This window comes from Roseateles sp. (assembly GCF_046300915.1).
In the GTDB taxonomy this organism is placed as follows: domain Bacteria; phylum Pseudomonadota; class Gammaproteobacteria; order Burkholderiales; family Burkholderiaceae_C; genus Kinneretia.
The window spans coordinates 1-18,776 of sequence record NZ_JBKCLH010000036.1; the positions used below are offsets into that span (position 1 = coordinate 1).

Genomic DNA, 18,776 nt, shown 5'->3' on the forward strand with positions numbered 1-18,776 from the left:
GGGCGGCCCCCGCCCGCCTGGGCCGGGGCGGCCCGGCCGGGCCGGGTGGGCCAGGGCTGGCGGGCCAGCGCCAGGGGCAGGCGCATGGCATCGGCCTGGCAGCCGAAGCGCAGGTCGGCGGGCTCGCTGGCCTGCAGATAGACCAGATGCTGGGCCAGATCGCGCGGGGCGGTGCGGTTGAAGCTGTAGCGCCAGGGCAGGCGCTGACCGCCCAACCAGTCGGCCAGGCCGGTCACGGCGCTCATATGCAGGTCAATCACGAAGCCCCGCAGGCCCGGCGGCAGGCCGCAGGCCTCGCTCCAGACCAGGATCAGCTCCTGCTCGTCCAGCAGCAGGCGTGGCGTGAGCAGGGGGCACAGCCTCGCGGCATGCCGGCACAGCAGCTGCAGGGCCGTGAGCAGATCGGGCGCCTCCTGCAGGGCCTGGCTGGGCAGGCCGTAATGGCCCGGCAGCCAGTGGCGGCCGATCACGAAGGCGGTGTCGGGCCCCCCCTCGGTGCGCAGGGCTTCCAACAGGGCCAGCAACTGCCGCGGGCTGATCAGGCCGCTGCCGCCGGGAGGCTGCAGCGGGCTCAGGTCGCGACTGCGGGCGAACTCGGCCAGCAGCACGGCCTGGTCGGTCCAGGCCAGGCAGGGGCTGTCGAGCTCATAGCGCGCGGCGGCCGGCCCGCCGGGCGCGGCCGGCGGCGGATAGAGCGTGGGCAGTTCAAGCGCCATGCAGCTCACTCGCCAGCTGCTGCAGGCGTTGCTCGGGCGCCAGGCTGTCATCGGGCGCCAGGTCCAGACCGACCAGGCATGGCGTGAGCGCGGGGCCCTGGGACCAGTCCTGCAGGGCGCGGCGCAGGGCCTCGGCCCGGGCGCGTGCCGCGCCGCCCTGCTGCCCCGGCAGCAGCAGCACGAAGCGGTCGCCCGCATAGCGGCACAGCAGTTCCCCCGGTGCCAGATGCAGGGCCAGCAGGCTGCCGGCATTGCGCAGCAGCTGGTCGGCCGCGGCCAGGCCTTGTGGGCGGGCCACGGCGGCTTCGAAGCCGGGCCAGCCCAGCATGCAGAGATGGCCGCCGCGACCAGCCTGACGCTCCAGGCTGATCTGCGTGGCCATATAGGCGGCGTCACCCAGCTGGGTCAGGGTGTCGATGCGGCGATGGTCGCGGAACAGGCGCTCGCGCGCGCCCAGCTGCCGGTTCAGGGCCAGCTGCTCCTGCCGCCACAGATGCAGGCCCCAGGTCAGCAGGGCCATGCCCAGGGGTGTGAGCAGGGACTCCAGCCAGTTGTCCCAGACCATGGCCTTGGGCAGCACCCAGAACTCGTCCAGCAGGTCCACATAGCCGCCCAGCAGCATGCCGGCCATGCCCAGGCACAGGCGGTCGGTCACCGGACCCGCAGGCCTTGCGGCGCGCAGATAGGCCAGCCACACGGCCACCATCAGGCTCATGCCGCCCTCGCCCAGCACATCCATCCAGCGCCACTGGGCCAGCGGCCGGGGCGTGCCCAGCAGGGCATAGGGCAGGAGCAGCAAGGCCGCCAGCAGCAGCAGGCCATGGCCGAAATGGCGCAGGCCCAGCACCGGGGCGAGCAGGGGCAGGGGCGCACGGGCGGGCATCAGACCGGCGCGCAGCAGCTTGAACAGGGACATGGGCGCCATGCTAGGCGGGCTGTGTGACAGGGCTGTCACACAGCCTGGGCAAGATGCCGGGGGAGTCCCAAAAGCTCAGCCTGGACCCGTGGCTGCGCCGCTGTGCCCGGGCAAGGCGCGCTGTCACGCAAGTGCCATGGCGGCCGACCAGCATGCGCAGCCATTCCTCGACTGCCCGGCGTCAGCGCCCTCACACCCTCATGTCTGCCTCTTCCCTTGCCCATCCCGTCCGGCTCAGCCTGCTCAGCCTCAGCCTGGCCTTGGCCTGGTCCGCCCAAGCCCAGACCGCTAGCCCCGAAAAGCTGGACACGGTGCGTGTGACCGGCCAGGGCGCCAATCTGCGTGGTGCGCTGGACAAGCAGCGTGCGGCCCTGGGTGTGATGAGCGTGGTGCATGCCGATGCCATCGGTGCCCTGCCCGACAACAATGCTGCCGAGGCTCTGGCCCGCCTGCCGGGCGTTTCGGTCGAGCGCGACCAGGGTGAGGGCCGCTTCATCCGCGTGCGCGGCATGGGCCCCGACTACAACGCCGTCACCATCAACGGCGCCACCGTGCCGGCCTCCGAGGCCGACCGCCGCGCCCCGGGCCTGGACGTGGTGCCCGCCGGCCTGATCCGCTCCCTGGTGGTGGCCAAGACCCTGACGCCGGCCGACGACGCCAACTCCATCGGCGGCAGCGTGGCGGTGAACACGCTCTCGGCCTTTGACCTCCCGGGCAAGCTGTTCAGCGTCGACCTCGGCGCCAATCACGACGCCAATGCCGGCACGACCCGGCCCCGTGGCTCGCTGACCTTTGCCGACCGCTTTCTGGGCAACACCCTGGGCCTGGCGCTGGCGCTCTCGGCCGACCAGCGTCGCTTCGCCAGTGACAACGTCGAGACCGGCGGCGCCTGGGACGGCAGCAAGCTGGAGGAGTTCGAGCTGCGCCGCTACGAGATCCTGCGCGAGCGTCTGGGCGCCGCGATCAACCTCGACTACAAGCCGGCTCAAGGCCAGCACTTCTACCTGCGCGGATTTGCCAGCCGCTTTGACGACAGCGAGACCCGCCAGTCGCAGGCGGTCGAGTTCGACGACGCGCAGGCCAGCGGCGCCCTGGGCAAGGCCAGCGTGTTGCGCGGCCTGAAGTCGCGCGAGGAGAACAATCGCAGCAACTCCCTGGTGCTGGGCAGCCATCTTGCTTTCAGCGACTGGCAGCTCAATGCCGAGGCCGGCCAGGGCCGCGCCAGCGAAAGCAAGCCCGATGCGCTGGCCTCCTCGGCCTTCAAGAGCAGCTTCAGCGGCGTGGGCTTCAGCGGCACGCAGCGCCCGCAACTGCTCGGCCCCGCCGGTCTGGCGGGCAGCAGCGGCTATGCGCTGGACAAGTTCAAGCTGGAGAGCTCCAAGGCCACGGACCGCGTGCAGCATGCCAAGCTGGACCTGCAGCGCGAGTTCGAGCTGGCCGGTGGTGCCGAGCTGGAGTTCAAGGCCGGCCTCAAGGCCACGCGCCGCGACAAGCGCAATGAGCAGGAGACCCTGGCCTACAGCGCCAAGAACCTGACGAAGGCCGGCCTCGCCAAGAGCGCCCTGGCCATGGACCAGTTCCTGGCCGGCGGCGCGGTGGACTATGCCTGGGGCAGCTTTGGCCCGGCCTTGAATGCCGACGCGCTGCGCCGCCTGGTGTCGGGTCTTGACCCCGCCAAGTTCCGCGATGCGGTGGACTCGGCCAGCAACGACTTCGCGATGAGCGAGGACGTGGACGCCGGCTATGCCCAGCTGCGCTGGGAGCAGGGGGGCACCCAGCTGCTGGGCGGCCTGCGCCATGAGCGCATCAGCTTCAGGGCCGATGGCTTTGCTGCCGTCGACGACAAGATCAGCCCCAACCAGGCTGCCACCCGCAGCAGCCACTGGCTGCCTGCCCTGCTGCTGCGCCAGGATCTGATGAGCAAGAACACGCAGCTGCGCGCCGCGCTGACGAACTCGGTGCTGCGCCCGAGCTTCGGCCAGCTCTCGCCCGGCCGCGTGGTGGACGGTGACGAGGCCGAGCTGGGCAACCCCCTGCTCAAGCCCCTGCGCTCGCGCAATCTGGATCTGGGCATCGAGCATGCGCTGGGCCAGGGCGGCCGTGATGGCGCGATCTCGGCCTATGTGTTCCAGAAGAACATCAAGGACTTCGTGTTCCAGACCGATCTGGCCGGCAGCAAGGGCTGGGAGGCCTTCAAGGCCGTGCACAGCTATGCCAACGGCGACAAGGCCACGGTGCGCGGCCTGGAGCTGGCCTACAGCCAGCTGCTGCGCCAGCTGCCCGCGCCCCTCAACGGTCTGATCGTGGGCGCCAATGCCACCTTCGTCGACTCCACGGCCCGCATCGGCGGCTTCGATGGCGGTCAGTGGAAGTCGCGCGAGATTTCGCTGCCCAGCCAGTCGGACCGCACGCTCAATCTCAGCCTGGGTTGGGAGGGCCATGGCCTGAGCACCCGCCTGGCGCTCAACCACAAATCGCCCTATCTGCTGGAAGTGGGCGATGTGTTTGACGCCGCCCGCGATCTGAAGGTGGACAGCCAGAAGCAGGTGGACTTCTCGCTGCGCTACCAGCTCAATCCGCGCGTGGAGCTGAGCTTCGAGGCCCTGAACCTAGCCAATGCCAAGTACTACGTCTACCAGGCCGACAAGGCCCGCAACGCGCAGTACGAGCAGTATGGTCGCAGCATCAAGATCGGCGTGAAGGCGGCGGTGTTCTGATGAGCAGCATGATGAGAACCTCCCTGGCCGCCGCGGCGGCCGCCCTGACGCTGCTCATGGGCAGCGCCCAGGCCCAGGCCCAGAGCCTGAGCCTGGGCAAGCAGGGCCTGGAGCTGCGAGCGGCCGATGGCCGCCTGAGCGATCAGCTCAAGCTGCGCGTCAAGCGCTGGGACCAGCGCAGCGATGCCCAAGGCCGGACACTGGCCTTGGTGCAAGACGCCGACAGCGGCCGCCTGCTGCTGCTGCGCGCCGAGCCCGATGGCAGCCAGCTGCAGCAGCTGGCGCGCTGGTCGGGCCCCGGCTTTGCCACCGAGCAGCTCTGCCTGCACCGCGATGCGCAAGGCCTGTTGCAGCTCTTCCTGCTGGGAGACGACGGCCTGTCGGAGCAATGGCTGCTGGACGAGAGCGGCCGCAGCGCGCCGCGCCAGCTGCGCCGCCTGGCCACGCCGCATGCGCCCCTGGGCTGCCGGGTGCGCGATGCCGAGGCCGCGCTTTACATCGCCGAGCCCGGCGTGGGTCTGTGGCGCTATGCGGCCGATGCCGAGCGCGAGGGCCGCGCCCTGCTGCTGGCGGATACCCAGTCGGATGACAAGGCCCTGCTGCAGCGCCTGGACGCCTGGCTGGCGGTGAACCCGGTCGCGGCTGCCCCGCAGCCCGCCCCGGCCATCGTGCTGCCCAGCGCGCAGACCGAGCCGGTGCGCGCCCAGGGCGATGCAGCCGACGACCCGGCCATCTGGGTGCATCCGCTGCGGGGCGAGCGCAGCCTGATCCTGGGCACGGACAAGAAGCTGGGTCTGGCCGTCTACGACCTGCAGGGTCGCGAGCGCCAGTTCCTGCCGGTGGGCCGCATCAACAATGTGGACCTGCGCCAGGGCCTGCGCTACGGCGCGCAGTCGCTCGATCTGGCCGTGGCCACCCAGCGCGATGAACATGCCCTGGTGCTGTTCGGCATCTCGCGCCAGGACGGGCGCGTGCGCGAGCTGGCGCGCCTGCCCACCGGCCTGGACGATATCTACGGTCTGTGCGTGGGCCGCAATGCCGAGGGCGGGCTGGATGCCTTTCCCAACGACAAGGACGGCCGCGTGCGGCCGTTCCGCCTGAAGCGTGATGCCGTCCAGAAGGGCGGCTGGAGCGCCACCCTGGTGCGCGAGTTCCGCCTGCCCAGCCAGCCCGAGGGCTGCGTGGTGGACGAGGCGCGGCAGCAGCTCTTTGTGGGCGAGGAAAAGCGCGGCGTCTGGCGCCTGGCGCTCGATGCGGCCGAGGCCCAGCCCCAGCTGGTGATCCCGGTCGGCCCGGCCCTGCACGCGGATGTGGAGGGCCTGGCCATCCATGAATCGCCCAAGGGCCGCTTCCTGGTGGTGTCGTCCCAGGGCAATGACAGCTATGCGGTTTATGACGCCGATGCGCCGCACGCGCTGCGCGGGGCTTTCCGCATCGGCATCAATGCCGCGCTTGGCATCGACGGCGCGTCGGAGACCGATGGCCTGGACGTGACATCGGCCAATCTGGGCGGCCCCTACGGCGAAGGCCTGCTGGTGGTGCAGGACGGCCGCAAGCGCCTGCCCCAGGGCACGCAGAACTTCAAGCTGGTGCCCTGGCGCGAGGTGGCGGGCAAGCTGGGGCTGTGAGCGTCTGAGGGGCGCCTGGCGCGCCCTCAGTCCGGGTTCTGCGGCAGCCCGTCGGCAATCTCGTAGTAGTCGCCCTTGTGCGCCACGAAGATGTGGCGCTCCAGGGCGAGGTGGGTGTCGCCGTCCAGCGCGCCCAGCGCCACCGAGGTCCAGTCCCTGTGTATCGGTTCCCAGAACAGCCAGCAGCCGCACTTCGCGCAGAAGCCGCGGCGCACCTTGTCGGACGCCTGGTACCAGCTGAGGTGCTCGGCCCCGGACAGCTGCAGCGCCGACTTGGGCAGATTGGCCGAGGCGAAGAAATGGCCCGACTGCTTGCGGCACAGCCTGCAGTGGCAAGCCGTGGCTTCGGTAGGCCTCTGCGTCAGCGTGAAGCGCACGGCGCCGCAGTTGCAGGCGCCGTGCAGAGCGGGTGGGAGGCTGCGTGGATTCATGGGCGGACTGTCCGACTCCGGGTAGACGTATCGTAGGCCGCCGTATGGACTCAGGGAAGCTGCGCTTCAGTGGCAGCGCGCTTCGTCAGACCACCAGGCTCTGCGCCGCCAGGTACTGCTGCCGATAGGTCTCGAAGTCCACCGTGTCGGCCGCCTCGATGCGGCGTTGCGCGGCGATGGATTCGGCATCACGAACAGCACGGCGGCGCCTCGGACCACTGGCGCCACAGCGCGTAGCGATAGGTCTTGCAACGAGAGAGGCCGGCGCCGGACTGCACGGACGGATGAATCGGGTGCGGACCAAAACCGTTACGGAGCAGCCGCTCCACTCAGGTGGGACCGGCCGCCGCTTGCTGGTGCCGCTGCTCGGCATAGGCCTTGAGCGACCGCATGGTTCGCGGCAGGCCCTGGCTGACCTGCCTGGCGACGCCGGGTCCGAACAGAAACGCCAGCGGGCCGCTGAACCAGACACGGTGGGCCACTTCGGAGCCCCCTGCAATGGCGCGCACCCGGTGCTCGAAATGCATGCGGAACAGCGGGATATGGCCCTCGACGGTGAACGAGCGTCCCGGCGTGCGTTCGGTGATCACCATCGGCACCCCCATGCCCTTGCTGGGCACGATGCGCCCCTTGCTGCCGAGCGCGAAGGGGCCCTCGATCGATGCCTGCTTGGTGTCGGGGTCCCAGACATGCCAGCGATCGACCTCGCTCCAGATGCTGTCGATGACGTCCGGGGGCACGGCGATCTGTATGCGTTCTTCGATTGGCATGGTTTTTTCCTCGAGGGGACCATAGCACGGCGCTTGCACAAGCCGGCCTGGGCAGCCCGGCAGATACCGATAGGACCCGGGCCCGACCGCTCGTTTAGCATCCACGCCATATCGGATGCTGGAGATGCCCGTGAGTCCACTTCAACTGCGCGAAGACGAGATCGGACGAAAGCTCGACGAAGCCCAACTCTCCGGCGAGTTGAGCAGCGCGCCTAGCTATGGCAAGCCCATGCTCAGCGATGCGGGCTGGGAACAGACGCCGGAGGAGTTCAGGATGGGCTTCAAGATCCTGAAGAACGCCGGCGTGCTGCCGCCCGAGGTGGAGTTGTTCCATCAGCGCGCTCAGCTGCGCGCAGCGCTTGAAGCGGCCAGCACCGAGCCGGATCGGCTGGCCATCCAGAAGACACTCAGCGAGCTGGAGCAGCGGATTTCCCTGCGGCTGGAAGCCTTGCGCGCCAGCGGTTCCCTGTAGGGCGGCCATAGGCCGCCGTATGGACTCAGGGAAGCTGCGCTTCAGTGGCAGCGCGCGTGATCAGGCCAGGGCCCCCGCCACTTGGGTGTAGTGCAGCACCGTCGGGAAGGGGTCGTAGAAGTGATGCAGCAGCGCGCGCCACTGCTGGTACTGCGGCGACTTGCGGAAGCCGACTTCGTGGTCCTCTACCGAGGCCCAGCGAACCAGCAGCATGTAGTGGTCCGCACGCTCCAGGCACTTCTGGAGCTCGTGGCCCAGGTAGCCCGGCATAGCCGCAATGATCTGCTGCGCTTGCAGGAACGCCACCTCAAACTCAGCCCCTTGGCCGGGCTTGATCTGCAGCTGTGCGATTTCAAGAATCACGGATGCTGGCTCCCTGGCTTGTCGTCCGGCTTCAGACCACCAGGCTCTGCTGCGCCAGGTACTGCTGCCGATAGGTCTCGAAGTCCACCGTGTCGGCCGCCTCGATGCGGCGTTGCGCGGCGATGGATTCGGCCGTCATGCGGACATAGCGATCGTTCTGCGCCTCGCTCCAGGGCAGGGCCAGCAGGCGCTGGCGGGTTTGCTCGGACTGGGCACGGATGAAGGCGACGTGCGAGTCGCCAAAGTCCTGCTTCATCGCGGCCAGCACACGGGCCGAGGGTGTCAAGGCGGCATCGGCCAGGCGTGCCCGCGCCATGGCCAGGGCTTCGGCATGCTCGGTTCCGCCCTGCAGGGTGTCGAGCTGGGCCGCCAGCGGCGCGCATTGCTCGACGATCTCGGCGCCCCATTCGCGCAGATCCACCTCGGCGCCGCCGCGCTGCAGTCGCAGGCCCGGCTCGCGGCCGCGGGCGGCCGTGCGGTGCTGGTTGGCACCCAAAGCGGCGATTTCCTCGGGCGTGTCCGGCGCGCTGGCCTGTGTCAGGCAGTGCAGCAGGAACACATCGAGGAAGCGCATGGTCTGCGCATTGATGCCCAGAGGCTCGAAGGGATCGAGGTCCATGCAGCGCACCTCGACGTATTCGACGCCGCGCTCGCGCAGGGCATGCAGCGGGCGCTCGCCCTGGCGGATCACACGCTTGGGGCGGATGGTTCCGTAGAACTCGTTCTCGATCTGCAGCAGCGTGGGGCTGAGCTGGTTGTAGTCGCCGCCGGGGTTGCGCACGCCAATGGCCTCGTAGGCCGGGTAGGGGCGCGTCAGCGCCTCCTGCAGCGAGGCGGCGTAGCGCTCCAGGCAGTTGTAGCTGACCGCCAGCGAGGACTGGGCATCGCTCTGGTAGCCCAGCCGGCCCATGCGCAGCGAGGTGCCGTAGGGCATGTGGAAGGTATGGCTGCCCAGGGCCTGCAACTCGTGCTGGCGGCCGGCCACGAAGGTGGAGCACAGCGCCGGTGAGGCACCGAAGAGGTAGAGCAGCAGGAAGCTGTGGCGGCGGAAATTGCGGATCAGGCCGAAATACTGTTCGGTGCTGACCTCGGGCAGGCTCCAGTTGTAGTGGATGCCCGAGATGGTCTGCATGCGCCGCCCATAGCGCTGGCCCAGACCCATGCGGTAGATGCTCTTGGAGCGGCCCACATTGCTGCTGCCATAGCGGCCCAGGGGGATGGTCTCGTCGGTGGGCAGGCCGCAGGGCATGGAGCTGACCCACAGGCGCTCCTCGCCCTCGGTCTGCAGCACCTGGTAGACGGCCTGGTGGATCTCCTGCAGCTCGGCCAGGCAGGCGTTGGCGCTGGCATGCACGCCGGTGATCAGCTCCAGCTGGCTTTCGCTGAAGTCGGTGGTGATCTTGTCGTGCGTCAGCGCCGATCCCAGCTGCAGCGGATGTGGCGTCAGCGCCAGCATGCCATTGGGCAGGGCGCGCAGGCTTTCCTTCTCGATGCCTCGACGTATGCCTTGTAGTTGTGTGATGGCCGGTGCCTGCGGCGCTTGCTTGGATGCTTCGCTCATGCGGCTGTCCTTGTCGTTTTAGACCGTGGAAGTTACCAGATGCGGATGAAGGGTGCAGCCATCGGGCCTTTTTCCGGCGGTTCAGCGCCCCGGCCTCTCCGGCCCTGGCTACACTGGCCTGAGACTCTTGACGGCAACAGCCGCGGCCACTTCCATGGATGAGTTCTGGCGTCTGGTCTTGCATCCAGCCCTGCGCATCTGGCGGCGCGACGGTGGCCTGCTGGCCGAAGCCAATGGCGCGGCAAAACAGTGGGCGGCGCAGCAGGGCCTGGACGAGGCCGCCCAGGCGCGCGCCTGGCAGGCATTGGCGCCCGAGGTGCTGGCCGTCACCGATGCCCGCAGCCATCGCTGGCGCATGCAGGGCGTGGCCCTGGACTTCGAGGCCCAGGTGCTGCCCGCGGATGAGGGCGCCCTGCTGCTGTGGCTGGCGCCGGCCGCCCCCGCGGGCGTCTTGCATGCCTTGGCGGTCGGCGGGGTGGGTGTGTGGCGGCGGGCACCCGGGCAGCGCACCCTGTGGAGCGATGCCATGTACCACCTGCGCGGCCTGCAGCCCGAGGATGCGCGTTCCCCGGATGAGCTGGCCCTGCAGTGTCTGCATCCCGAGGATCGCGAACAGTGGCAGCGTATCGCCCGCGACTATGTGGAGGGCACGGGCTTTCGCGAGGCGCATGAGTGGGAGTTCCGCGTGCTCTGGCCGGATGGCTCGCTGCACTGGCTGGTCAGCCGCGGGCGCACGGTCTTCGATGCCCAGGGGCGACCCGCCTACATGACGGGCATCAATATGGACGTGACCGAGCGGCGCCGTGCCCAGGCCCTGGCGCTTGAAAACGAGCGCCTGGCCCAGCTCAAGCGCACCCAGTCCGAGTTCCTGGCCCGGGTCAGCCATGAGCTGCGCACGCCCATGAATGCGGTGCTGGGCTTTGCCCAGCTGATGCATTACGACCGCAGCGAGTTCCTCAGTGAGCGCCAGCGGGAGCGCCTGGCACATATCGAGGGGGCCGGCCGCCATCTGCTGGCCCTGATCGACGATGTGCTGGATCTGGCCAGCCTGGAGGCCGACCGCCAGCAGCTGCGCGACGAGCCCGTGGTGCTGGACGCGCTGGCCCGCGAGGCCCTGGGTTGGGTGGCCGATCAGGCCCGGGCCGCCGGCATCAGCCTGCGGCTGGCGCGACCGCGTTTGGGCGGCCGGGTGCGTGCCGACCGCCGCCGCCTCGGTCAGGTGCTGCTGAATCTGCTGACCAATGCCATCAAGTACAACCGCCCCCAGGGTTGGGTGGAGGTGGATGTGCGTGGCAGCGAGCCCGGCTGGGCCGAGGCGGCCTCGGCCCAGTGGGCCCTGTGCGTGCGCGACAGCGGGCGTGGGCTCAGCCCCGAGGCCCGGCAACGCCTGTTCGAGCCCTTCAACCGCCTGGGCGCCGAGCTGGAGGGCATTGCGGGCACGGGCATCGGGCTCAGCATTGCGCGCCAGCTCGCCGAGCGCATGGGCGGACGCATCGAAGTGGAGAGCGAGCCGGGCCGCGGCAGCGAGTTCAGAGTCTGGCTGCCCGCTGATCAAGAAGACACTCAGCCGGCGCCGCTGGACGAGCTGCCCACCCTGATCCGGGAAGCAGCGCCTGCATCGGGGTGTCGGCGCAAGCTGCTCTACATCGAGGACACGCCGGCCAATCTGCTGTTGGTGCGTCAGCTGATGGCGCTGCGCCCGCAGTTCGAGTTCAGCAGCGCCGACTGCGGCCGCGCCGGCCTGGCCCAGGCCCTGCAGCAGCGCCCCGATGTGATCCTGCTGGACATGCAGCTGCCCGATCTGCATGGCAGCCAGGTGCTGCGCGCCCTGCGTTCGACGCCGGAACTGGCGCACTGCAAGGTGATCGCGCTCTCGGCCAATGCCCAGGAGCGCGATATCCAGGCCGCCCTGGCCCTGGGCTTTGACGACTACTGGACCAAGCCGCTGGAGATGGGGCGCTTTCTGCGCGGGCTGGACGCCTTGCTGGCGTCGGCGCCCTAGCTAGCGCGGCGCCGCATCCTCCATGCCCTGGTGATGGCTCAGGAAGAGCCGGCCGCGGAACCAGTGCTCCCAGTGGCCGGCGCGCAGCCGGTCCAGTACCGGGCCCTTGACCTCGCTGAGGTCCAGGCGGATCTCGCGCCGCGCCAGGGTGTCGTGCAGTTCGCGCAGGGCCTCCAGGCCGCTGAAGTCGATGGCGTTCACCGGCGTCATCTGCAGCACCACGCGCCGGGTCTCGGGGCGGGGCGCGAGGTAGGCGTCCACCACATCGGTCAGGCTGCGGGCATTGGTGAAGAGCAGGCTCTCGTCGATGCGCAGGCCCAGCACACCGGGCAGGCACTCGACCTCGTAACGGTCGATATTGCGGTAATGCTCGGTGCCGGGCACGCGGCCCAGCAGGGCCACATGGGGTCGCGCGGTGCGCTGCAGCAGCAGGGCGATGGAACCCAGCACGCCCAGGCCCAGGGCGGCGGTGACGCTCCAGCACAGCACCATCAGACTCACCGCCACCATCAGCAGGGCCTCGGGCCGCGCATAGCGCCAGGCATCGCGGTAGGGCCCCAGCTTCAGCCCCGAGAGCACGGCCACCAGGATGGTGGCGCCCAGCACCGCCTTGGGCAGCAGGGCCAGCGGACCGGCCAGGGCCAGCATGGCGCCACCCATGGCGAAGGCGATGAAGACGCCGGTCATGCGGGTGCGGCTGCCTGCGTCGAACATCAGCACGCTGCGCGAGAAGCTGGCGGCCACCGGCATGCCACCGCTGAGCGCCGCGGCCATATTGGCACCGGCCAGGCCGCGCAGCTCGGCACGGGCGTCAATGCGCACATTGGCACGCCGGCCCAGGGACTCGGCCACCACCAGGCTGGAGACATAGCCCACCAGGGCCACCAGCAGGGCACCCGGCAGCATGGCCAGCCAGAGCTGGGCATCCAGGCGTGGCAGCGATAGGCCCAGATGCAGGGGCGGCAGGGTGCCGACCAGGGGCACGCCGTGGCTCAGCGCATCGCTGGCCGCGGCCCGGGCCATGGCGCCCAGCAGCACGGCCAGCGGGGCCAGGCGCGCCCACATGCCGCGCAGCCAGCGCCTGGCGGCCACCAGCAGCAGCAGGGCCGCCAGACCGTAGGCGGCGGCCAGGGGCTGGAAGGCAAAGCCGCTGGCGGCAGCGCTTTCCAGCAGGGCCGGCAGCTCGAAGCCCTTGGCCGGGCTGCCCAGCAGCACCGGCAGCTGGCTGGCCGCGATGGCGAGGGTGGCGCCGGTCTCGAAGCCATGCAGCACCGGCACGCTGAGCAGGGCCGCCAGCGCATCCAGGCGCAGGGCGGCGGCCAGGGCCAGGATGATGCCCACCTCGGCCGCCAGCACCAGGGCCGCCTCGCTGGGGCTCACGCCCGGCGGGGCCTGGGCCAGGGTCTGGGCAATCATCAGGGCCAGCACCGCCACCGGACCCAGGCCCAGATGCGGGCTGGAGCCCAGGGCCGCATAAGCCATCAGGGGCAGCAGGCTGGCATACAGGCCCACCTGGGGCGGCAGGCCGGCGAGCATGGCGTAGGCAATGCTCTGCGGGATCAGCAGCACGCTGACGACCAGGGCCGCCAGCAGGTCCTCACGCAAGTAGCGCTGGCTGTAGAGACGCCAGCCACCCTGGGGGGCCGGATCTTGCGTCATGCTCAAGTCTGTACCTCGGTGGCGGGACGAAGGCGTCGAGTATGCCTGCTCAGGGTCCCGGGATGTGCTGCAGGCGCACACGCTGCGACTGGCAGGCGGCGTCAAAGTCGGCCTCGATCTCGCCGAGCACCGTGGCGTCTCTGGCGTCCACGGCGGCAATGCCCACGGCCTGGTTGCGGCCCTGGGCCTTGGCGGTGTAGAGCACCATGTCCGCCCAGTTCACGGCCTGCTCCCAGTGCTGGCGCAGCTTGGCCGGCGGCAGCGGGAAATGCGCGAAGCCGATGGAGACGGTCACGCGCAGCGGACCCTCGTCGGTGGCCACGGGCTGGCTGCCCACGCTCTGCAGCACGCGCTCGGCCAGGCGCGCCAGATCGGCGGGCTCCACATTGGGGGTGAAGACCAGAAACTCCTCGCCGCCCCAGCGCACCACCAGATCCTGTTCCCGCACCGAGCTGCGTATGCGCTGGGCGACTTCGCGGATCACCGCATCGCCGGCGGCATGGCCATGCTGATCGTTCACATGCTTGAAGTGGTCGATATCGATCATCAGCAGCCCGCCGGCGAAGAGCTGTTCGGACTGCTGCTGCATCACGGCCAGGAAGTGCCGGCGGTTGGCCAGATCGGTCAGCGGGTCGCGCTCGCTCTGGGCGCGCAGCTGCTGCTGATTGGCCTTGAGCTGGCGATTAGCCGCGCGCACGCGCTGCAGCATCACCACCACCAGCACCAGGGACAGGCTCAGCAGCACGGCCAGTGCCAGCCCCACACGTTGGGCCAGGGCATGGTTGGACAGCTGCTGGTCCTTGAGGCTGCGCTCTCGCGTCAGCAGTTCCAGATCGCGCTGCTTGCGCTCGCTGTCGTACTTGAGCTGCAACTGCTGCAGCTGGGCCTCGCGCTGGCTGGCATGGATCTGGGCCGACAGCTCTCGCTCGGCATGGAAGACCGTGATGGCCTCGCGAGGCTGGCCGCTGCTGGCCCATGCGTGGCCGACCTCGCGCAGCTCCACCACGCGGCGCGCCGGGTCCGGCAGCTCGCGCGCCAGCTGCTCGGCGCGGGCCAGCTCGCGGCGCGCGGCGTCGAACTGACGCTGCAGCAGCAGGGCCACGGCCAGGTTGTGGCGCAGGGTGCGTTCCAGTCGCAGATCCCTGAAGGCCAGCACCACGGGCAAGGCCAGGCGTGCCTCGCGCATGGCCTGGGCCGGCCGGTCGCTGTGCATGTGCAGATCGGCCAGATTGACGCGAATCAGGGCCGCGGTGCGTGGTGCGTCGGCCCGCTGCGCCATGGCCAGCGCGTCCTCGTAGGTGCTCAGCACGCTATGTTCGTCGCCTCGCTTGGAGGCCACGATGGCTTCGGCCAGCTTGACCCTGGTCAGGGTGATGGGCTGGTCTTGTGCCTGCTCCTGCGCGGCGGCCAGCCAGCGCCTGGCGGCATCTGGCTGCTCCTGGTCCTGGCTCAGCACGGCCAGGCTGTAGAGGCTGACGGCGCTGAGATGCCGGTCCGTGCCGGCCTGGGCCAGGGCCAGCATGCGCTTCAATGTGGCCTCGGCCTGGGCCAGGCGGCCTTGCGTGCTTTGCTCGCGCTCCAGGATGCGCAGGGCGGACCAGGCGGCACGAAAATCGCACTGCCCCTGCGCGATGGCCTGTTCCAGCGCCTGCGCGGGGCAGTGCATATCGAGCTGCCGCAGACTTTCGCGGGCATGGTCGGCAGCCTCGGCCCCGCGGCCCAGGCGATCGGCGATCAGGGCGCGCATCAGCAGGCCCAGTTCCTGTCCCTGCGGTGCCAGCTCCAGGGCGTTGGCGATGGCCTCGGCCTCCTGGGTGCGCCCGCGTTGCAGCAGGATCTGGCCCTCGGCCAGCCGGAGTCGCAAGCGGGCAAGGGGTTCGCCGGACGATTGGGCCTGGCGCAGCGCGCCCAGGGCCTGCATGGCGGCCTCGGGCTGGTCGTAGGCTCGCGCCACCAGGCGGCCGAGCTCACGGTCCAGCTCGCGGGCCAGGGGGACGGGGCGGCGCTCATCGGCCTGAGCCAGTAGCGGGCCGCACAGTGCCAGCAGCAGGGCGCGCATGGCGGCTTGCAGGAGGCGCTTCATGGCGCAGCCTCCAGGGCGGGGCCATTGATGGCGACCAGGCCGACCCGACCCTGCTGCCAGGCCTGCTCCAGCTGCCGGGCCAGGCTGTCCAGCTCCTGTTCGTTGCGGGCATCGGCGTGCTCCACGCCATAGGCTTTGTTGCGGCCATGGGCCTTGGCCATGTACATGACCGTGTCCACCAGATCGATGGCGCGCTCCCAGCCCAGGACCAGACCATGGGGTGCCATGGGGAAGCTGGCAAAACCGATGGAGGCACTGATGGGCACGGCCACCGCCCCATGCTGCACGGGCAGGGCCAGCAGCCTGAGCAGGCGCTGGGCCAGGGTGCTGGCGTTCTCGGCCGCGCGCGAGGGCACGATGATCAGGAATTCCTCGCCGCCCCAGCGCACCACCAGATCGTCCTCGCGCAGCGCGCTGCGCAGGCGTCGGGCCACCTCGATCAGCACGCTGTCGCCGGCGGCATGACCCCACTGGTCATTGATGCGCTTGAAGTGGTCGATGTCGATGAGGTAGACGGTGCCCGACAGACCGCCGGCATCCGCGAGCTGCTTGATGGCCGCCTGGAAGTGGCGGCGGTTGGACAGGCCGGTGAGGGGGTCGCGCTCGCTTTGCAGCTTGAGGCTTTCGTTGCTGCTGGCCAGGGCCGCATTGGTGCGCCGGATGCGCCGGTAGCTCAGGCCCAGCAGGGCGGCCGAGAGCAGCACGCAGCCGGCCAGCGTGGCCCAGAGCTTGAGCTCGAGGTCCTGGGCACGGATGCGCTCGGCCTTGAGGCTGTTGTCGCGGTTGAGCAGCTCGATCTCCTTGGCGCGCCGCTCGGCCTCGTAGCTGGTCTGGGTTTCGAGCACCGTCTTGCGCGTGTCTTCGCGCAGCACCTGGTCAATCAGGCGGCGGTAGGCGTGATGGGCCTCGATGGCGCCGCCCCAATCGCCGGCCTTCTCCAGGTACTGACCCAGCTCGCGCCAGCCCTCGGCCGCATAGCTCAGGGCGCCCTGCTGTTCGTCCAGGGTGATGGCCTGGCGCACATCGCGTGCGCCCTCGGCCACGCGCTTGAGACCGATCTTGGCCAGGCCCATATTGTGCAAAGCCAGCACCTCGATGCTCAGGGCCTGTTCCCGCCGGGCCAGGGGCAAGGCCTGGCTGGCCAGTTCCAGGGCGCGCTCGTAGTCGCCGCGGCGCAGATGATGGTCGCTGTAATTGGCCAGTGACAGCGCCAGGGCGCCGTCGGCACCGGCCTCACGGGCGTACTGCAGTGCCTGCTCCCAGGCCCGCTGGGTGTGGGTGGGGTCGGCGTCCTGGGCATAGGCGATACCGCGCATCGTGAAGATGCTGTGCATCAGCAGCGGTGCCGGATCCTCCTTGGCAGCGGCCAGGGCCTCGGCGCTGGCGCGCTGGGCCTGCTCATGCTGCTGGGCGCGGGTATAGGCATAGGACAGCTCGTTCAGTGCCACGGCACGGCGCCAGGGCTGGCCCATGGTGTCGGCCTGCTTGACGGCTTCCAGCGCCATGCTCAGGGCCTCATCCAGCATGCCGCTGTCGGACTTGATGGAAGCCCAGACCAGACGTGCCCGCCAAAGAATCTGGGGGCTGAGTTGCTGCTGCTGCTGGGTCTTCAGCGCCTGCATGGCCAGGGCGGTGACCGCCTCGCGCAGATCGCCGCGCACCTGATGGTCCAGCGCCCGCATGGTGGCAATCGCCAGTTCGGCGGAGGGCTGCGCCGCGGGCAGGGGCCAGTGATTGAGGTCCCGCTGCACGGCCTCTAGGGTCGGGCGATCACGGTTGTAGGCGGCCATCTGGCCGCGCAGGGCCAGAAGCTCCAGCCGCTCGGCACTGGCGGGCTGTGTGCGGGCCTGCAATTCCTGCAGACGCTGCTCGCTCTCCCGCGCCCGTGCCCGGCCCTCGCGCTCGATGCGGCCGAACTCCTGCCAGAGCGCCTGTTGTGCTTCGCTCTGCGTCGCGAAGGCGGGGGGCGGCGTGCCGGTGTCGCGCTGGCAGGCGCTCAGCCCCAGGCCGGCGGCCAGCAGCAGGATCGCGACATGGCTGCGCCTGGCCCGGGGCTGGCTGAGGCTCGGTCGATTCATCGCGCTCGGCGGCTGGTTCCTTGCATTTTTCTGGCTGCAGTGTAGAAGCACAGGCGCCCGCTGAGGCCTGGGGCGCGCCCTAGAAACGGGCGCGTGGGCATATTTGCACGCTCGGGCGCCGCGCCCCGGGCTCACCAGGGAATGGGCTGCCCCCGGTGGTCGATGAAGCGGGCGCCGGCGGCGGGCTCCAGCCGGCCCAGGGCGTCCAGCAGACCGGCCACCGACGCTTCGACATCGGTCAGGGCATGGCCGGCATTGAAGGGCGCCGAGAGCGGCGAGGCCACGGTGCCGGGCTGCAAGGCGGCAAAGACGGCCAAAGGCCGGCTGCGTTGAGCCTCGATGGCGGCGGTCTGCAGCAGCATATTGCCAGCCGCCTTGGCCGCACGGTAGCCGTACCAGCCACCCAGCCGGTTGTCGGCAATGCTGCCCACCCGGGCCGAGAGCACGGCCAGGATGCTGGCTTGGTCGCGCGGCGCCAGCAGGGGAATGAAATGCTTGAGCAGCAGGGCCCGGCCTATGGCGTTGATCTGGAAGCTGCGGGCCAGGCCTTCGGCGCTGAGCTCGGCCAGCCGTTTCTCGGGACCGCGCCCGTCTATGGTCAGCGCGCCCGTGGCATCGATGATCAGGTGGTAAGGGCCGTGCGAAGCGACCGCTTCGGCAGCGCTGCGCAGACTCTCCTCCTGCTCCAGGATCAGGGCGGGCTGCCCGCTGCGCGAGAGGCCCTGCACCGTGGCACAGCGGGCATCGGCCCGCAGGGCTCGTACAAAGGCGCTGCCCAGCGTGCCGCTGGCGCCCAGCACCAGGGCGCGATAGGACGGAGGCAGTCGCGCCAGCATCATGCCCTCCGGATGTAGCGGCTCTGGTAGTTGACGGCCCGCGAGGGCGTCCAGCGTGCCCGGTGCAGCAGCGGCACATAGCGCAGGCCACGGCTCTCCGCCAGCTGCAGGCCGCTGGCGGCGGCCAGGGCATCCAGCTCGGCGGGCTTGACGAACTGCTGCCAGCGGTGCGTGCCGCGTGGCAGCAGGCGCAGCACATATTCCGCGCCGACGATGGCCAGCAGCCAGCTCATCGGCGTGCGGTTGATGGTGGAGGCCACCAGGGTGCCGCCCGGGCGCAGCCGGGCCGCGGCCTGGGCAAAGAAGCCGGGCAGGTTCTGCACATGCTCCACCACCTCGAGCACCAGCACCACATCGAAGTCTTCCTCGGGGCGCAGCTGTTCGACCAGCTCGCCGGCCCGGTACTCGATGTTCAGCCCCTGTGCGGCCGCGTGGGCCCGGGCGACCTCGATATTGCGGGGCGCGGCATCGACGCCGAGTACCTGGGCGCCGGCACGCGCCAGGGCCTCGCTGGCCAGGCCGGCGCCGCAGCCCAGGTCCAGCA

General features: G+C 70.0%; 15 protein-coding genes. 4 read left to right on the top strand and 11 right to left on the bottom strand.

Features of this window, described 5'->3' with window-relative positions; all coding sequences use genetic code 11:
- Together ACK5F2_RS02075 and ACK5F2_RS02080 are read right to left on the bottom strand one after the other, a co-directional pair.
- A partial coding sequence (locus ACK5F2_RS02075; RefSeq protein WP_409862413.1) for an AraC family transcriptional regulator ligand-binding domain-containing protein occupies nucleotides 1–716 on the bottom strand: 716 nt, incomplete at its 3' end.
- Complete coding sequence (locus ACK5F2_RS02080) at nucleotides 706–1,632, bottom strand: GGDEF domain-containing protein (protein WP_409862414.1); 927 nt, start codon at nucleotides 1,630–1,632, stop codon at nucleotides 706–708. The genes ACK5F2_RS02080 and ACK5F2_RS02075, both read right to left, overlap by 11 nt.
- A gap of 200 nt (nucleotides 1,633–1,832) precedes the next feature.
- On the opposite strand from ACK5F2_RS02080, the gene ACK5F2_RS02085 reads away from it, so the two are divergent.
- Nucleotides 1,833–4,349 (top strand): TonB-dependent receptor, encoded by a 2,517-nt coding sequence (locus ACK5F2_RS02085; protein ID WP_409862416.1) that lies wholly within the window; start codon nucleotides 1,833–1,835, stop codon nucleotides 4,347–4,349.
- An 11-nt stretch (nucleotides 4,350–4,360) separates the two neighbouring features.
- Nucleotides 4,361–5,977, top strand: coding sequence for a phytase (locus tag ACK5F2_RS02090; RefSeq protein ID WP_409862417.1), 1,617 nt, complete (start codon nucleotides 4,361–4,363; stop codon nucleotides 5,975–5,977).
- Between the two features lie 26 nt (nucleotides 5,978–6,003).
- On the opposite strand, the gene ACK5F2_RS02095 is transcribed toward ACK5F2_RS02090, so the two are convergent.
- Nucleotides 6,004–6,408 (bottom strand): GFA family protein, encoded by a 405-nt coding sequence (locus ACK5F2_RS02095; protein WP_409862419.1) that lies wholly within the window; start codon nucleotides 6,406–6,408, stop codon nucleotides 6,004–6,006.
- A 329-nt stretch (nucleotides 6,409–6,737) separates the two neighbouring features.
- Nucleotides 6,738–7,178 (bottom strand): SRPBCC family protein, encoded by a 441-nt coding sequence (locus ACK5F2_RS02100; protein WP_409862420.1) that lies wholly within the window; start codon nucleotides 7,176–7,178, stop codon nucleotides 6,738–6,740.
- Between the two features lie 130 nt (nucleotides 7,179–7,308).
- On the opposite strand from ACK5F2_RS02100, the gene ACK5F2_RS02105 reads away from it, so the two are divergent.
- Nucleotides 7,309–7,650, top strand: coding sequence for a DUF1992 domain-containing protein (locus ACK5F2_RS02105; RefSeq protein ID WP_409862421.1), 342 nt, complete (start codon nucleotides 7,309–7,311; stop codon nucleotides 7,648–7,650).
- A gap of 60 nt (nucleotides 7,651–7,710) precedes the next feature.
- Here ACK5F2_RS02105 and ACK5F2_RS02110 read toward each other — a convergent pair whose 3' ends face one another.
- Together ACK5F2_RS02110 and gshA are read right to left on the bottom strand one after the other, a co-directional pair.
- Nucleotides 7,711–8,013 (bottom strand): antibiotic biosynthesis monooxygenase family protein, encoded by a 303-nt coding sequence (locus ACK5F2_RS02110; RefSeq protein WP_409862422.1) that lies wholly within the window; start codon nucleotides 8,011–8,013, stop codon nucleotides 7,711–7,713.
- Between the two features lie 31 nt (nucleotides 8,014–8,044).
- Entirely contained in the window at nucleotides 8,045–9,574 is a 1,530-nt protein-coding gene (gene gshA, locus ACK5F2_RS02115) for a glutamate--cysteine ligase (protein WP_409862424.1), read from the bottom strand.
- A gap of 154 nt (nucleotides 9,575–9,728) precedes the next feature.
- Between gshA and ACK5F2_RS02120 the strand changes: the two genes are divergently transcribed.
- On the top strand, nucleotides 9,729–11,576 hold the full coding sequence (locus ACK5F2_RS02120) for an ATP-binding protein (protein WP_409862425.1): 1,848 nt from the start codon (nucleotides 9,729–9,731) through the stop codon (nucleotides 11,574–11,576).
- Here ACK5F2_RS02120 and ACK5F2_RS02125 read toward each other — a convergent pair whose 3' ends face one another.
- The 5 genes from ACK5F2_RS02125 to ubiG all read right to left on the bottom strand — a co-directional run.
- Nucleotides 11,577–13,235 (bottom strand): SulP family inorganic anion transporter, encoded by a 1,659-nt coding sequence (locus tag ACK5F2_RS02125; RefSeq protein WP_409862431.1) that lies wholly within the window; start codon nucleotides 13,233–13,235, stop codon nucleotides 11,577–11,579. It lies immediately after the preceding gene.
- 49 nt (nucleotides 13,236–13,284) lie between these two features.
- Entirely contained in the window at nucleotides 13,285–15,318 is a 2,034-nt protein-coding gene (locus ACK5F2_RS02130; RefSeq protein WP_409862426.1) for a diguanylate cyclase domain-containing protein, read from the bottom strand.
- On the bottom strand, nucleotides 15,315–17,396 hold the full coding sequence (locus ACK5F2_RS02135; RefSeq protein WP_409862427.1) for a diguanylate cyclase domain-containing protein: 2,082 nt from the start codon (nucleotides 17,394–17,396) through the stop codon (nucleotides 15,315–15,317). Before ACK5F2_RS02135 ends, ACK5F2_RS02130 begins: the two co-directional genes overlap by 4 nt.
- Nucleotides 17,397–17,527: 131 nt before the next feature.
- Nucleotides 17,528–18,232, bottom strand: a complete 705-nt coding sequence (locus ACK5F2_RS02140) for an SDR family NAD(P)-dependent oxidoreductase (RefSeq protein ID WP_409862428.1) — start codon at nucleotides 18,230–18,232, stop codon at nucleotides 17,528–17,530.
- Nucleotides 18,232–18,776, bottom strand: a 545-nt coding sequence (ubiG, locus tag ACK5F2_RS02145) for a bifunctional 2-polyprenyl-6-hydroxyphenol methylase/3-demethylubiquinol 3-O-methyltransferase UbiG (RefSeq protein WP_409862430.1), incomplete at its 5' end; no start/stop codon positions are given. The genes ACK5F2_RS02140 and ubiG, both read right to left, overlap by 1 nt.